Genomic DNA, 12,720 nt, shown 5'->3' with positions numbered 1-12,720 from the left:
GGCGTGACGGCCCATGGTGAGCTGGCCGGCGATCCTGCGCCGCCCGCGGATGACTCGCACCGTGGCAGGTTCTGGTGGGCCAAATGGGTTCTCGGCGCCGCGCTGGCGGCGTTGCTGATTTCCGAAGGCATATATCTATATCCGCGCCTGCACGAATCCTGGAAGAACCTCACCGAAATCCACTGGGGATGGGTAGCGGCCTGCATCGTCATGGCAGCGTTTTCCATGAGTGGCTTCGGCCGCATCCAGAAACAGCTGCTGCACGCCGGTGGCGTCGAGGTGAGCCAGCGGAAATCGGTGTCGGTGGTGTACGGCTCCACCGGCATGTCGCTGACGCTGCCCGCGGGCCAGGTGTTCTCGGCGGCCTTCACCTACCGGCAGACCCGGCGCTGGGGCGCCAGCCCGATCGTGGCGTCCTGGCAGCTGGTGATGTCGGGCGTGATCGCGGCGGCCGGGCTGACGCTGCTCGGCCTCTTCGGCGCGGTGCTGTCCGGGGACCGGGTCGGCCCCGGCAAGGTGATCCTGACGCTGGGCACCGTCGCCCTGCTGATCTGGACCTTCAACTACGTCTCCCGCCACCCCGGCGGGGTGCAGGCGCTGGCGCAGCGAATCCTGCACCTGGTCAATCGGATTCGGCGCAAGCCCGCCGACTCCGGCATGGAGAAGGTGGCCGAGATCCTGACCCAGCTGGAGTCGGTGGATCTGGGCAAACGGGATGGCGCGTGGGTGGTGGTCTGGGCGCTCGTGCACCGGTTGGCCGATGTGGCCTGCCTGGGTTTCGCCTGCTACGCGGTGGGCGCGGATCCGCACTGGGCCGGGCTCATGCTGGCCTTCGCGGCCGGAAAGGCCGTGGGCACCATCCCTTTGGCGCCGGGCGGCATCGTCTATGTGGACGCCACCCTCATCTACTCGCTGACCGCGGCGGCCGGGCTGCCCGCCGCGCAGGCTGTGGCGGCGGCGTTCCTCTACCGGCTGATCAGCTTCATCCTGGTGGCGATCGTCGGCTGGATCGTCTTCCTCTTCCTGTACCGCAAGCCGCAGGCCGACGACGCCGAGCTCGAGAAGGAATTCGAGGAGCGCGGCAATTCGCTGGTCACCGACCGGCGCCGGCCCAATCCGCCGGCCGATCCGGACGCGGCGTCGGCCTGACCGACCCGCTCGGGCGTGACCGGCCAGAGTGGAGTGTCCCTGCACAGGCGCTCCCGGGACGCCCGATACCCTGTGCCGCGTGAAGAAACTCGTGCCCCTCGTCGTCGATGTCGCCCTCGTGGTCGTGTTCTGCGCGATCGGGCGGCGCAGTCACGACGAGGCGATCGGCGCGGGTCTGCTGCGCACCGTCTGGCCGTTCGGCACGGGGTTGCTGCTGGGCTGGGCGATCGCGCTGGCGGTGGCGGCGGGCCGGGAAGGGGCGAGCGCGGTACGGCAGTTCGACGGCCGTGCGGTGTGGCCGACCGGCGTGATCGTGTGGCTGAGCACCCTGGTCGGCGGCATGCTGCTACGTGCCGTGTCCGGTCAGGGCCTCGCCGTCAGCTTCTTCCTGGTGGCCGCGACCTTCCTGGCCCTGTTCCTGATCGGCTGGCGCGCCGCCGTGCAGGTGCTGCGCTCCCGTTGACGTCGCGGGTACCGCGCTCTCGCTAGTCGGGCGAGGCCAGCGACTGCAGCAGGCGCGCCGCCACCCGCGCGGTGAGATCTCCGCTGTCCGGATCGTCGATGTGGATGGCGAAGGCCAGGTCTCCCATGGTGGCGATGAGCCAGGCGTTGTTGCCGGTGGTAGCCCCGTAGGCCTGCACATCGCGATACCTGTTGAGGCTGGCCATCTCCGGTGCGCCGACTCCGTCGTGCAGCATGCCGCGCAGCCGGCCGGTGGCTTCGCCGGGCAGTGCGGCCAGGTCGGCCTCGGTGGTGGCGGGCTGGCCGATGGTGATCATCGGCTTGGGCACCTGGCCCTTGGCGATGGCGGCCGCCGCGATGGCCATGCCCCACGGACTGGCCAGCAGCGAGTCGGCGGCATTGCCGCGGCCCACGTTCTCGGCGGCGTTCTTGCCGGTGGGCAGCCGGCCGGTGGTCTCGTCGAGGCCGGGCACCTTGAAGTCGATGCCGATGCCGAGCAGGCTAGCCGCGTCCGCCGCGTCGCCGACCGAGACATCCTGCGGCGCTTTGTGTTTGGTCACCGCAGCGACGTTCTTGAACAGCTCGATCATGCCACCGACCGGGTACTGCCCGGTGAAGGCGATATTGCCGTGCTCGCTGGCCTGACTGTTCTGCGCCACCGCGACCAGGGCCCCGCTGGAGGGCTGGATGGCCACGATGGAGGTGGGCGAGCCGGTGCTCACCGCGGCGTCCTCGGCGGCACGCTGCAGGCGCTGGTCCATGGTCGCCGGAATGTCGGGTCCGGGCGGGCCCTGCTCGCCGGCCAGCTGGGTGACGAAACTGCCGTCGGGCTCGAACAATTGCACGCCCCAGCCGGAGTGCGCGTCGCGATCGTCCTGCCACACCTTGGTGAGCGCGTCGAGCATGGGCGACCAGACCCGGCGGTCCGCGGAAATGAGCTTGGGCTGCTTCAGCAGCACCACGCCCGGGATCGGGGCCATGCGCGGCTCGAGGATGGCGAAGTCGCCGTCGCGCAGATTGACCGCGACGAAGGGTTTGCCCTGGGAGGCCGCGAGCTGCTGCATCAGCGACGGTCCGTCGATGAGCGGCGCGACCGGGGCGATGGCGGCGGCCAGCGCGTTGGTGGAGGCGACCGGGTCGGTGATCTTGGCCGGGTCCAGCTGGACCACATTGATGGTCTGCTCGGTCATGAGCGGCTGGCCGACGATGTCGTTCACCCGCGGTGAGGGAGTGGCGAAGGTGCGCACCAGCTTGGCGCTGCGCTTGGCGTCCAGCTGCGGCATGACCATGGCCGGATCCCACGAGATACGCCAGCCCACACTGAGTTTGCGCACGGTGCCCTGCAGGTCGTATTTCCAGTCCCGCTTGTCGCCGAAGTTCCAGGCGCCGGTCATGGAGAAGAGTCCGGTCGTACCGTTCAGTCCGGTGAACTGGGTTACGTGGTAGTCGGGCTTGCCCGGGTCGAGTCCCTCGAAGACTTGCTTCAGCGTTGCCGAAGCACCCGCCGGGTAGGAGGTCAGCCGCGACGCCCCGTCATAGTCCTTCTTGTCGATCAGCGTGGTGAACTGTTCGACCACCGCCTCCGCACCCGTCGACCGCTCCCGAAAACCACATGACCCCATCGCGATCGCAACGGCTGCCACACCCGCGAGTGCGATTGCACCCCGTACCCGGAAGCGGCGGGATCCCCACACATCCATATCGCCCACTCTTCACTCTGGCCACATCAGCAACAGGTCCACGGTACCGCGCGGTGAACGCCCGCGGCTTCACCATCCCACCAGGCGCACTTGCATCGAGCACCACCATAGTGCCGAAATCGGTCAGCAGTGACCACTTACATGATCACTGGTCGGTTACATCCCCTGGCGTATTCGAGACTCGGCAGACCGTTCGGTTCTTACTGGTGACAGCGTTGCGGGCCGGCCTCGGCGATGCCGCCGAAGATCGTTCTCCCAGAGCAGAACCCACACTCGCTGAAACGCCGTAACGTTGTAATCAGCATTACAACTCCCTGCAGTAAGTGAGTGTGACCAACATGAGACACGGACATCGTGGACACGTTTTCGGGCGCACCGGCGGCTGGCAGCAGGCCGACCTTCCGGACGCCTCGGACGCTCCCGCCTGGTTCGCTGGAAGATTGCCAGCCGACTGGTTCACCGGTCCAGCAACCCTCGAAGTCGATCGCGACGAAATCGTCGTCCTCGGCGAACTCCCCCTCCCCCCAGCCGAACCCGCCCCGGGCGACGCCGCTCCCGCCGAGGACGCGGCACCGGCCGCCGTCCCGCAGGCCACCCGCGAGGGCATCATCGCCCGCTTCCGGGAGACCACCCGCCCCGCCCGCATGCAGATCGCCCAGGAGGCCCAGGCCCGCTACGGCCGCAATGTCGCCTGGGGCGTGCTGGTGGACGGCGAGCGAATCATGTTCACCCACCTGGCCGTTCCGGTCATGACCCGGTTGCGCCAGCCCGAGCGCAAGGTGCTCGACACCCTCGTCGACGCCGGCGTGGCCCGCTCCCGCTCCGACGCGCTGGCCTGGACGGTCAAGCTGGCCGGCAAGCACGCCGAGGAGTGGCTCGCGGAACTGCGCACGGCCATGCGCAAAGTCGACGACCTGCGCACGGAGGGACCGAGCGGCCTCTAATACAGTGGGCGCATGGCTGCTTCCGGTCCGATCCTGGTGCTCAACGGCCCGAACCTGAACATGCTCGGCACCCGCCAGCCCGAGGTGTACGGGGCCGACACCCTCGACGACGTGGTCGAGCTGTGCCGCAAGACCGCGGCGCGGTTCGACCGGGAGATCGTGGCGTTCCAGTCCAATCACGAAGGCGCGCTGATCGACCGGATCCACGCCGCGCGCGGGGTGGAGGCGGGCATCGTCATCAATCCGGGCGGGTTCACCCACACCTCGGTGGCGCTGCGCGACGCGCTGGTGATTCCGGAGGTGCCGATCGTGGAGGTGCACATCAGCAACGTGCATGCCCGCGAGGAGTTCCGGCATCACTCCTACGTCTCCCCCGTCGCCACCGCGGTGATCGCGGGGATGGGCATCCAGGGTTATGCCGCGGCGATCGAATTCTTGATCCGCCGCTTCCCCGCCTCCCCGTAACTTCACCGCACGGCCGAGAGCCGTTCGCCGTTGGGCGCGCGTGCCGGCGGTTGGGAGCCGAACCGAGTCCGGACGTACCCGGCGAGTTACCCGCATCTCACGAAATCAATTGTCGCGTCGCGAAAGAGGGCCCGGCTCGCTGCGAGCCGGGCCCTTCTTCGTGCACGATAAATAGCTTGTCCCCTGCAAAATGTAGTAGATATGCTACATCCGATCCGGCTTCTACTACGGAGGGGTGACATGTCGGTCGGTGAGGGCGTCGTACTCGACGTCGAGAACCTGCGGATGCGCTACGGCACCCGCGATGTCCTGCAGGACGTCAGCTTCCAAGCGCACCGCGGCGAGGTGCTGACGTTGCTCGGCCCGAACGGTGCGGGCAAGACCACCACCATCGAGATCCTGGAGGGCTTCCGCATGCGGTCGGCGGGCCGGGTCGAGGTGCTCGGCGCGGACCCGGCGCACGGCGACGAGGCCTGGCGGGCCCGGCTGGGCGTGGTACTGCAGTCCTGGCGCGATCACGGCAAGTGGCGGGTGCGGGAGCTGCTGGACTACCTGGGCATGTACTACGCGCCCTACGCCACGGCCGACATCCAACGGCCTTGGAACACAGACGAACTCATCGCCGCGGTGGGCCTCACCGAGCACGCGGACGCCAAGGTGATGACCCTCTCCGGCGGCCAGCGCCGCCGCCTGGACGTGGCCATCGGCATTGTCGGCCGGCCGGAACTGCTGTTCCTGGACGAGCCGACCGCAGGTTTCGATCCGCAGGCCCGCCGCGAATTCCACGACCTGGTGCACCGGCTCGCCGACGACGACCACACCACCATCCTGCTCACCACCCACGACCTGGACGAGGCGGAGAAGCTGGCCGACCGCATCCTCATCCTGGCCGGCGGGCGCATCATCGCCGACGGGTCGGCCGATCAGCTCTCGCGGCGCATCGCCGGTGAGGCCGAGGTGAAATGGACCCGGGACGGGCAGCGCTTCGTGCACACCACCACCGAGTCCACCAAGTTCGTCTACGAGCTGTTCCAGCAGTTCGGCGAGTCGGTCGAGGAGCTGGAGGTGCGGCGCGCCTCGCTCGAGGACACCTACATGACCCTGGTGCAGCGCTTCGAATCCGGCCAGGGCGACACCGAACTGCGGAGCCTGGAGGAGGTCCGATGAATCCGACGACGGTCGCGGTGCGGGCCGGTTTCCGGCGCGGCCGCATCGAGCTGATCCAGACCCTCACCAATGGGATGGACATCTTCTCGCAGTTCTTCTGGCCCGTGGCCACCATGATCGCGGTGTTCTTCATGCGCCACGGCGACTTCCAGGGCAGCGGCGTCGGCCTGGGCGCGCTGGCGCTGCCCAGCGTGCTCGGCATGCTGGTGGCGTTCACCGGCATGTTCGGCGTGGCCCAGGGCCTGGCCATGGATCGCGAGGACGGAACCCTGCTGCGCGCCAAGGCGACCCCCAACGGCATGCTGGGCTACCTGATCGGCAAGATCGTCGCGGTCTCCGGCGTCACCGTGGTCCAGGTGGCGCTGATCCTCGGGTTCGGGCTGCTCACCATCGGCGGGGTGAGCCTGGACAGCGTGGGCGCCTGGGCCACGCTGATCGGCATTCTGGTGCTCGGCCTGCTGGCCTGTCTGCCGCTGGGCGCGATCGTGGGCTCGGCGTTCGACAGCCCGCGCAGCATCGGCTTCATCTCGTTCCCCATCATGGGTCTGGTGGCGATCTCCGGAATCTTCTATCCCCTCACCGGCCTGCCGGGCTGGCTGCAGGCCATTGCCCAGGCGTTCCCCATCTACTGGATGGGCCTGGGCATGCGTTCGGCCATGCTGCCCGACGGCGCGGCCATGGTGGAGCTGACGCACTCGTGGCGGCACCCGGAAACCGTGGCGGTGCTGGGCGCCTGGGCGGTGGCGGGCATCCTGATCGCGCCGATCGTGTTGCGCCGCATGGCCCGTCGCGAATCCGGGGCCGCGGTGGCGGCCCGGCGCGAGAGGGCCATGGCGCGTGCCTACTAGCGAGGTCATCTACAACCGGATCGCGATGCTGCGCGCCGAGCGCGGCATCTCGCGCCGGCAGCTGGCCGAGGCGCTCGGCGTGCACTACCAGACCGTCGGCTATCTGGAACGCGGCGAATACAGCCCGAGCCTGCATCTGGCGCTGCGGCTCGCGCAGTACTTCGAGGTGCCGGTGGAGATCATCTTCTCCACCACGCCCTTCCCTCGCATCGGCTCCGAGACCGCCTGATTCCCGTGCGGCTCAGGCGTTCTCGGAAACCGCGCTGATGAGTTCGAAGGTCGACACCGCCCGCCCCGCCGCCGCGCTGGCGGCGACGGCCCGGCGCCAGAACGCCTGCGCCGTGTGCGAGAGGGTGGCGTCGACGCCGACCTCCGCACTGGCGTCGATGATGTGCTGCGCGCCCGCGTCCATCATGCGCAGTCCGGCCACGTCGGCCCAGCCGCCGTTCTGGTTCTCCACCGAGAACTGCTCCATGAAGTACGGAAAGGCGGCGTTGGAGCGCACCGCGAACGGCACGAACTGCGCGATGTCGTGGCCGGAGCGTGCGATCATGGCCGTGGCCTGGTCGAAGGCCAGCAGCCAGGGATGGAAGATGGTGAGCAGGCCCTGGTAGAAGACCTGCGCCAGACCGTCATCCGGGCCCAGGTACTCCTGCGGGCTCAGCGGGCGCAGCAGTTCGGCGTGCGCGTCGAAGACCACACGCGGACCGCTGTAGAAGATGTAGGACGCCGGGTGTTCGATATTGTCGCCCGCCGACATCACGCCGCCGGAAAGGAATTCGGCGCCGCGCTGCCGCAGCCACGCCGCACCCCGGCGGGCCTGCTCGGGCGAATCCGAGGAGAGATTGGCGATCACCTTGCCGCGCAGGTGATCCGCGGCCGGACCCAGCACGTCGTACATGGCGGAGTAATGGGTGAGGCTGAGCACGGCCACCACATTGGCATCGAGCGCCTCGGCGACCGTGGCCGCCCGCCGGGCCCCGAGCTCGACCATGGCGTCGGCCTTCTCCGGACTGCGGTTCCAGACCGTGACCTCGACTCCGGCCTGCAAGAACGCTGCGACCATGGCCCGCCCCATCGGGCCCAGACCGATGACGGTGACCGATCGACGCAGATCAGACATGATGTATCCCCTTCGATTTCGGCTGTTCGGGATTGGCGCGCCGGAATCGATGGTGGCCGGGATCGGTAGCCTCGGGAAGACCGCACCTGCGCGTGGGGTTGCTTACCCCGAGGTTCGAAATCTGGTCAGGAGGGCGCGATGAGTACCGGCGGTGACGCGGATCACGAGGTGTGCGGCATGTCCGTGGCCATCGAGGCGGTCGGCGGCAAATGGAAGATGCACCTGATGTGGGTGCTGGCCGAGGGGCCGCAACGGTTCGGGCAGATCCGGCGGCTGCTGACCGGTGTCAGCGAGAAGGTGCTCGCGGAGAACCTGCGGCAGCTGGAGGCCAGCGGCATCGTGCACCGCGAGATCTACCCGGAAGTGCCGCCGCGCGTGGAGTATTCGCTCACCGAGCTGGGCTGGGAACTCAGCGCCGCGCTGCGGCCGCTGGAGGAGTGGGGCGACCGCAATCGGAACCGGATTCCCGGCCGCGCGCTCACCCCGGCCGGCTAGGACTCCGCGATCCGCTCCCCGATCCGTTCCAGCAGGGCGGCGGCGTTCGCCATGCTGCGGGCCGGATCGGGCTCCAGCTCGGACAATGCGTAGGCGGTGGCGAATCCGGCCTCCCGCACCTGCTCCGCGCTGAGCAGCACCCGGCCCGCCACCGCGACCACCGGGACGCCCGCCGCCAGCGCCGCGCGACAGACCCCGATCGGCGCCTTGCCGGACAGGCTCTGGGTGTCCAGCGAGCCCTCCCCGGTGACGACCAGATCCGCGTCCGCCAGCCGGGCCCGGAAATCGATCAGGTCGAGAACGAGCTCGATGCCCGAGCGCATGTGCGCGCCCAGCGCCGCCAGCGCCCCGAAACCGGTGCCGCCCGCCGCGCCCGCACCCGGTTTGTCGGCCCATTCCGGGCCCAGCACTGCGGCCCAATTCTTCAGTGCCGCTTCGAGAGTGGCGACCTGCCCGGGATCCGCGCCCTTCTGCGGCGCGTAGATCGCGGCCGCGCCGTCCGCGCCGAGCAGCGGATTGTCCACATCGCTGGCCAGCGTCACCGTCGCATCGGCCAGCCCGGGGTGCAGATCGTCGCGATCCACCCGCACCGCGCGCGCGAGTGCCGCTCCGCCGCAGGGCAATTCGTTCCCGTCGGCGTCGAGGATGCGCAGTCCGAGCGCCTGCAGCAGGCCCGCCCCGCCGTCGGTCGAGGCGCTCCCGCCCAGCCCGAGCACGATGTCGCGCGCTCCCCGATCGAGCGCATCCCCGATCACGTCGCCTACCCCGTAGGTGCTGGCGTGCAGCGGATCGGGCTGTCCGCCAGGGAGTTTCGCGAGGCCGCTGACCGCGGCCAGCTCCACCACGGCCACCCGCCCGCGGACCGCGTACGAGGTGGTCACCGGCGCGAGCGTCGGCCCGTAACTCTCGACCTCCACCCGTTCCCAGCCCGCCGCCACGAAGGCGTCGACCGTCCCGTCCCCGCCGTCGGCAACGGGTGTCCGGCGCACCGCGGCGCCGGGGGCGGCGCGGGTGATCCCCACGGCCAGCGCGTCCGCCACCTGGGTGGCGCTCAGGGAGCCCTTGAACTTGTCCGGGGCCAGCAGCACCCGGCGCGGGGGTGGGTTCGTCATCCCTACATTTTGATCTCCGATGTGGGAAGCGACACGCCGGACGCCACCGTTCGGCCAAAGGGAACAAACAGCCGTCACGGGACAACTAACGTCGCACCCATGTCGAGTGAGTCGGTCGAGGTCCGCAAGAACGCCACACTGGATCGGTTCGAGTTGTACGTCGACGGATACCTCGCCGGGGTCGCGGCCTATCAGGACACCGCCAACGAGCGGGCCTTCGTGCACACCGAGGTCTACCCGCAGTTCGAGGGCCTGGGGTACGGGCGCAAGATCGTGCAGGGCGCGCTGGACCAGACCCGCGACGACGGGTTCGGGATCCTGCCGCTGTGCCCGATGGTGCACCACTTCGTCGAATCCCGGCCCGAGTACCTGGCTTTGGTGCCGCAGTGGTCGCGGGAAAGGCTCGGCCTGCCCCAGCAGTGACCGCCGGTCAGTATGCCTTGACCGCACCGTCCAGCGCGTTCTGCAGTTCTTCGCGCACCACCCGCGTGATCTCGGCGGGTTTGGTGGGCAGCTCCGCCACCGGCATGCCGAAATAGAAGCTGGCCGAGCGGGCCTCCTCCTTGGTGGGTTCCACCCTGGGATCCAGCCGCGGGCCGTAACTCAGACCCAGGCTCACCAGCACCGGTTCCGCCCCGAGCTTCCTGGCCCGGAAGGCGATGTGCCCGATGCCGGTGCCGACCGTCTGCACCTGGGTGGGGTCCACGTCGTTGCAGGTGCCCTCCGGGAACACCGCCACCCCGTCACCGCGCGCCATGCGCTCGGCGCAGATGTCGATCATGCGCTGCCCGGCCGCGTTCACCGCGCGCAGGCCGTGGTCCTTGCCCCGGAAGACCGGGATGCCGCCCATCATGTCGATGCGCTCGCGCAGCTTGGTCTCGGTGAACAGCTCGTCCTTGGCCAGCACCCGGGTGTGCCCGATGACCGGCCGCAGCGCGCTGCGCCAGGCCGCGGCGGCGACGGTGTACGGATCCAGCTGGGAGAGGTGGTTCACCGCGATGAGCAGCGGTCGCCGCTGGGAGATGAACTCCCGCAGCCGGTCCCGCGCCCCGGCCGCGTAGGTCACCCGGGGGTGATAGCGACGACCCAGTAGCCAGTAGGCAGCCCGCGCCTTCAGCAGGTTCTGCTGGTGGTCACGATAGAAGTCGTAGACCGCGTCGCTGTTCTCGAGGACGACTTCGGGGCGTTCCATAGCGCCCACCCTAGCTACGAACCGCAAGGTATGCCGGACACGTTTTCGCGGCTCACAGCGGCACAAATGAGTACGCGGCAAATTATGCAAGGCAATTGGTCTGTCTCAGTGCGATGATGGCTGAGTGGCACGCGCAGAGGAACACGGTGACCGTTCTCGACGCGAATTCCGGCATGAGGACCAGGTGGTTCGACCAGGGACCCTGCTGGTGTCCGCGACCGATCTGACCGAGCCGTCGTTCCGGCGGTCGGTGGTCTACATCCTCGAACACAATGACGGCGGCACCTGGGGCGTGGTCCTCAACAAGCCCAGTGACACCGCCCTGCACGACGTGCTCCCCAACTGGTCGGAGCTGGCCGCCGGCCCGCGTGCGCTCTACATCGGGGGCCCGGTGAAACGCGATGCGGCGCTGTGCCTGGCCACCATCAAGGTGGGGGCGTCCATCGCCGGGCTGTCCGGCGTGCGCCGGGTGGACGGCCGGGTGGCCCTGGTGGACCTGGATTCCGATCCGGACCGCATCGAGGGTCTGGTGGAGGGCATCCGGGTCTTCGCGGGCTACGCCGGCTGGACCTTCGGGCAGCTGGAAGGCGAACTGGATCGCGGCGACTGGATCGTCCTGTCCGCCCTGCCCTCCGACCCGCTGGCGGGCCGCGTCGACCTCTGGGCCCACGTCCTGCGCCGCCAGCCGCTGCCGCTGTCCCTGCTGGCCACTCATCCCATCGAGCTCGAACGCAACTGAACCGCCCGGACATCTGTGTCGTGATCGATGCGGAGGTGAGCGATGCCGGAGGACCAGGCGGCCCTGCTCCGCGCGCTGTACGACGAGCACGCGGCAGCGCTGTGGCGGTACACCTACGGGTTGGTCGGGGATCCGGGCCGGGCCGAGGACATCGTGCAGGAGACCCTGCTGCGCGCTTGGCAGCGGCCCAATGTGCTGGACCAGTCCACCAGTTCGGCGCGGGCCTGGCTGTTCACGGTCGCCCGTAATCTGGCCGTGGACGAGCATCGCAGCGCGCGCAGCCGGCGCGAATTCCGCACCGATCACCCGCCGGAGGTACCCGAACCGGACAAAACGGATCGGGCGCTGGACGGGTGGCTGGTGGCGGACGCGCTGGCGCGACTGAGCATCGATCACCGTGACGTAATCGTCCGTGCCTACTACCGGGGCCTGTCCACGCATCAGATCGCGGAGGAACTGGAGATCCCGGAGGGCACGGTCAAGTCCCGGATGCACTACGGCATGCGGGCATTGCGATTGGTGTTGCAGGAAATGGGGGTGACGAGATGACCGAGGGCCATGAACTGTGCAATGGCTACACCACCTGGGACGGCGCATATGTGCTCGGCGCTCTCGCCCGGGACGACCGCCGCGAGTACGAGGAGCATCTGACCGGATGCGAGTCCTGCCGCGCGGCCGTGTCGAAACTGGCCGGTCTACCCGGCCTGCTGGCCATGGTGGATGCCGAGACCGCGTTGTCGATTGCGGCGCAGGACGATCCGCCCTCCACCGTGCCGCCGCCGCCCGAGCGGTTGCTGCCGGCCCTGGCGGCGCGGACCGCCAAACGGCGGCGCCGGGGGCGATGGGAAGCGATCGCCGCAGCAGTGGCGGCGGCGGCCGCCGCGGTGACCATCGCGATTCCGGTGACCGCCACCGTGGCCCACCACGAGGGCCCGTCCTTCGTGCAGCAGGTGGTGGCGCAGGGTCCGCTGAAGCCGCAGACCGATACCCCGATCCTGGCCACCTTCAAGGTGATGTCGATCAACGGCCAGACCCGGGTGGACATGTGGTGCCAGTACCCGCCCTCGGACGAGGAGTACGTGTGGACGCTGTCGCTGTGGGTGACCCGCAACGACGGCGTGCAGTCCAAGCTCGCCGAGTGGACGGTCAAGCCGGGTCAGACGCTGACTCCGGACGGCACCACCTCGGTGTCGCCGGAACAGTTGAAGACGGTCGAGATTCGCAACGGATCCGGGAAAATCCTGCTGGCAGCGGGTATCTGACCACGCGCGAACGGCGCGCCCCGCGTGGGAGCGCGCCGTCCGGCGCCTGACCACCCGACCGG

The 12,720-nt window shown here is 69.1% G+C and carries 16 protein-coding genes; 12 read left to right on the top strand and 4 right to left on the bottom strand.

The window, feature by feature from the left end:
• Positions 1–3 precede the first annotated feature (3 nt).
• Together ACWEKS_RS17545 and ACWEKS_RS17540 are read left to right on the top strand one after the other, a co-directional pair.
• Positions 4–1,149, top strand: coding sequence for a lysylphosphatidylglycerol synthase transmembrane domain-containing protein (locus tag ACWEKS_RS17545; RefSeq protein ID WP_452341044.1), 1,146 nt, complete (start codon positions 4–6; stop codon positions 1,147–1,149).
• A 79-nt stretch (positions 1,150–1,228) separates the two neighbouring features.
• Positions 1,229–1,612 (top strand): DUF3054 domain-containing protein, encoded by a 384-nt coding sequence (locus ACWEKS_RS17540; protein ID WP_452341043.1) that lies wholly within the window; start codon positions 1,229–1,231, stop codon positions 1,610–1,612.
• A gap of 22 nt (positions 1,613–1,634) precedes the next feature.
• On the opposite strand, the gene ACWEKS_RS17535 is transcribed toward ACWEKS_RS17540, so the two are convergent.
• Positions 1,635–3,188, bottom strand: coding sequence for an NTF2-like N-terminal transpeptidase domain-containing protein (locus ACWEKS_RS17535; RefSeq protein WP_452341042.1), 1,554 nt, complete (start codon positions 3,186–3,188; stop codon positions 1,635–1,637).
• A gap of 461 nt (positions 3,189–3,649) precedes the next feature.
• Here ACWEKS_RS17535 and ACWEKS_RS17530 point away from each other — a divergent pair, with 461 nt between their 5' ends.
• The 5 genes from ACWEKS_RS17530 to ACWEKS_RS17510 all read left to right on the top strand — a co-directional run bounded on the left by ACWEKS_RS17530 (position 3,650) and on the right by ACWEKS_RS17510 (position 6,964).
• Entirely contained in the window at positions 3,650–4,255 is a 606-nt protein-coding gene (locus tag ACWEKS_RS17530; protein WP_452341041.1) for a hypothetical protein, read from the top strand.
• 12 nt (positions 4,256–4,267) lie between these two features.
• On the top strand, positions 4,268–4,720 hold the full coding sequence (aroQ, locus tag ACWEKS_RS17525; RefSeq protein ID WP_452341040.1) for a type II 3-dehydroquinate dehydratase: 453 nt from the start codon (positions 4,268–4,270) through the stop codon (positions 4,718–4,720).
• A 240-nt stretch (positions 4,721–4,960) separates the two neighbouring features.
• Positions 4,961–5,887 (top strand): ABC transporter ATP-binding protein, encoded by a 927-nt coding sequence (locus tag ACWEKS_RS17520; RefSeq protein WP_452341039.1) that lies wholly within the window; start codon positions 4,961–4,963, stop codon positions 5,885–5,887.
• Positions 5,884–6,735 (top strand): ABC transporter permease, encoded by an 852-nt coding sequence (locus ACWEKS_RS17515; RefSeq protein ID WP_379384229.1) that lies wholly within the window; start codon positions 5,884–5,886, stop codon positions 6,733–6,735. The genes ACWEKS_RS17520 and ACWEKS_RS17515 overlap by 4 nt, the downstream gene beginning before the upstream one ends.
• Positions 6,725–6,964 (top strand): helix-turn-helix transcriptional regulator, encoded by a 240-nt coding sequence (locus ACWEKS_RS17510; RefSeq protein WP_452341038.1) that lies wholly within the window; start codon positions 6,725–6,727, stop codon positions 6,962–6,964. Before ACWEKS_RS17515 ends, ACWEKS_RS17510 begins: the two co-directional genes overlap by 11 nt.
• 12 nt (positions 6,965–6,976) lie before the next feature.
• Here ACWEKS_RS17510 and ACWEKS_RS17505 read toward each other — a convergent pair whose 3' ends face one another.
• Complete coding sequence (locus ACWEKS_RS17505; RefSeq protein WP_452341037.1) at positions 6,977–7,858, bottom strand: NAD(P)-dependent oxidoreductase; 882 nt, start codon at positions 7,856–7,858, stop codon at positions 6,977–6,979.
• Between the two features lie 138 nt (positions 7,859–7,996).
• On the opposite strand from ACWEKS_RS17505, the gene ACWEKS_RS17500 reads away from it, so the two are divergent.
• Positions 7,997–8,353 carry a winged helix-turn-helix transcriptional regulator gene (locus tag ACWEKS_RS17500; protein WP_354841155.1) on the top strand — a complete coding sequence of 119 codons (357 nt, stop codon included), beginning with the start codon at positions 7,997–7,999 and terminating at the stop codon, positions 8,351–8,353.
• On the opposite strand, the gene ACWEKS_RS17495 is transcribed toward ACWEKS_RS17500, so the two are convergent.
• Entirely contained in the window at positions 8,350–9,465 is a 1,116-nt protein-coding gene (locus tag ACWEKS_RS17495) for a glycerate kinase (RefSeq protein WP_452341036.1), read from the bottom strand. The two genes, ACWEKS_RS17500 and ACWEKS_RS17495, sit on opposite strands and share 4 nt — an antisense overlap.
• 99 nt (positions 9,466–9,564) lie before the next feature.
• On the opposite strand from ACWEKS_RS17495, the gene ACWEKS_RS17490 reads away from it, so the two are divergent.
• A complete protein-coding gene (locus ACWEKS_RS17490; RefSeq protein WP_364609512.1) occupies positions 9,565–9,888 on the top strand; it encodes a GNAT family N-acetyltransferase in 324 nt (107 codons plus the stop codon).
• 7 nt (positions 9,889–9,895) lie between these two features.
• On the opposite strand, the gene ACWEKS_RS17485 is transcribed toward ACWEKS_RS17490, so the two are convergent.
• Positions 9,896–10,657, bottom strand: a complete 762-nt coding sequence (locus ACWEKS_RS17485; protein WP_354841147.1) for a lysophospholipid acyltransferase family protein — start codon at positions 10,655–10,657, stop codon at positions 9,896–9,898.
• Positions 10,658–10,781: 124 nt separating this feature from the next.
• Here ACWEKS_RS17485 and ACWEKS_RS17480 point away from each other — a divergent pair, with 124 nt between their 5' ends.
• The 3 genes from ACWEKS_RS17480 to ACWEKS_RS17470 are packed head-to-tail and all read left to right on the top strand — an operon-like array spanning position 10,782 to position 12,658.
• Positions 10,782–11,396 (top strand): YqgE/AlgH family protein, encoded by a 615-nt coding sequence (locus ACWEKS_RS17480; RefSeq protein WP_354841144.1) that lies wholly within the window; start codon positions 10,782–10,784, stop codon positions 11,394–11,396.
• Between the two features lie 42 nt (positions 11,397–11,438).
• Complete coding sequence (locus ACWEKS_RS17475; RefSeq protein ID WP_354841142.1) at positions 11,439–11,945, top strand: sigma-70 family RNA polymerase sigma factor; 507 nt, start codon at positions 11,439–11,441, stop codon at positions 11,943–11,945.
• Entirely contained in the window at positions 11,942–12,658 is a 717-nt protein-coding gene (locus ACWEKS_RS17470; protein WP_452341035.1) for an anti-sigma factor family protein, read from the top strand. The genes ACWEKS_RS17475 and ACWEKS_RS17470 overlap by 4 nt, the downstream gene beginning before the upstream one ends.
• Positions 12,659–12,720 lie beyond the last annotated feature (62 nt).

It is taken from the genome of Nocardia sp. NPDC004711, assembly GCF_053601595.1.
The sequence above is the reverse complement of the archived record's forward strand: the minus strand, read 5'-3'. Positions and strand labels throughout refer to the sequence as shown.

Excerpts from the sequence above, each read along its gene's own strand:
- ACWEKS_RS17530 (WP_452341041.1), top strand. The coding sequence starts at position 3,650 with ATGAGACACGGACATCGTGGACACGTTTTCGGGCGCACCGGCGGCTGG.
- ACWEKS_RS17490 (WP_364609512.1), top strand. The coding sequence starts at position 9,565 with ATGTCGAGTGAGTCGGTCGAGGTCCGCAAGAACGCCACACTGGATCGG.
- ACWEKS_RS17505 (WP_452341037.1), bottom strand. The coding sequence starts at position 7,858 with ATGTCTGATCTGCGTCGATCGGTCACCGTCATCGGTCTGGGCCCGATG.
- ACWEKS_RS17495 (WP_452341036.1), bottom strand. The coding sequence starts at position 9,465 with ATGACGAACCCACCCCCGCGCCGGGTGCTGCTGGCCCCGGACAAGTTC.
- ACWEKS_RS17485 (WP_354841147.1), bottom strand. The coding sequence starts at position 10,657 with ATGGAACGCCCCGAAGTCGTCCTCGAGAACAGCGACGCGGTCTACGAC.
- aroQ (WP_452341040.1), top strand. The coding sequence starts at position 4,268 with ATGGCTGCTTCCGGTCCGATCCTGGTGCTCAACGGCCCGAACCTGAAC.
- ACWEKS_RS17475 (WP_354841142.1), top strand. The coding sequence starts at position 11,439 with ATGCCGGAGGACCAGGCGGCCCTGCTCCGCGCGCTGTACGACGAGCAC.
- ACWEKS_RS17470 (WP_452341035.1), top strand. The coding sequence starts at position 11,942 with ATGACCGAGGGCCATGAACTGTGCAATGGCTACACCACCTGGGACGGC.
- ACWEKS_RS17520 (WP_452341039.1), top strand. The coding sequence starts at position 4,961 with ATGTCGGTCGGTGAGGGCGTCGTACTCGACGTCGAGAACCTGCGGATG.
- ACWEKS_RS17500 (WP_354841155.1), top strand. The coding sequence starts at position 7,997 with ATGAGTACCGGCGGTGACGCGGATCACGAGGTGTGCGGCATGTCCGTG.
- ACWEKS_RS17515 (WP_379384229.1), top strand. The coding sequence starts at position 5,884 with ATGAATCCGACGACGGTCGCGGTGCGGGCCGGTTTCCGGCGCGGCCGC.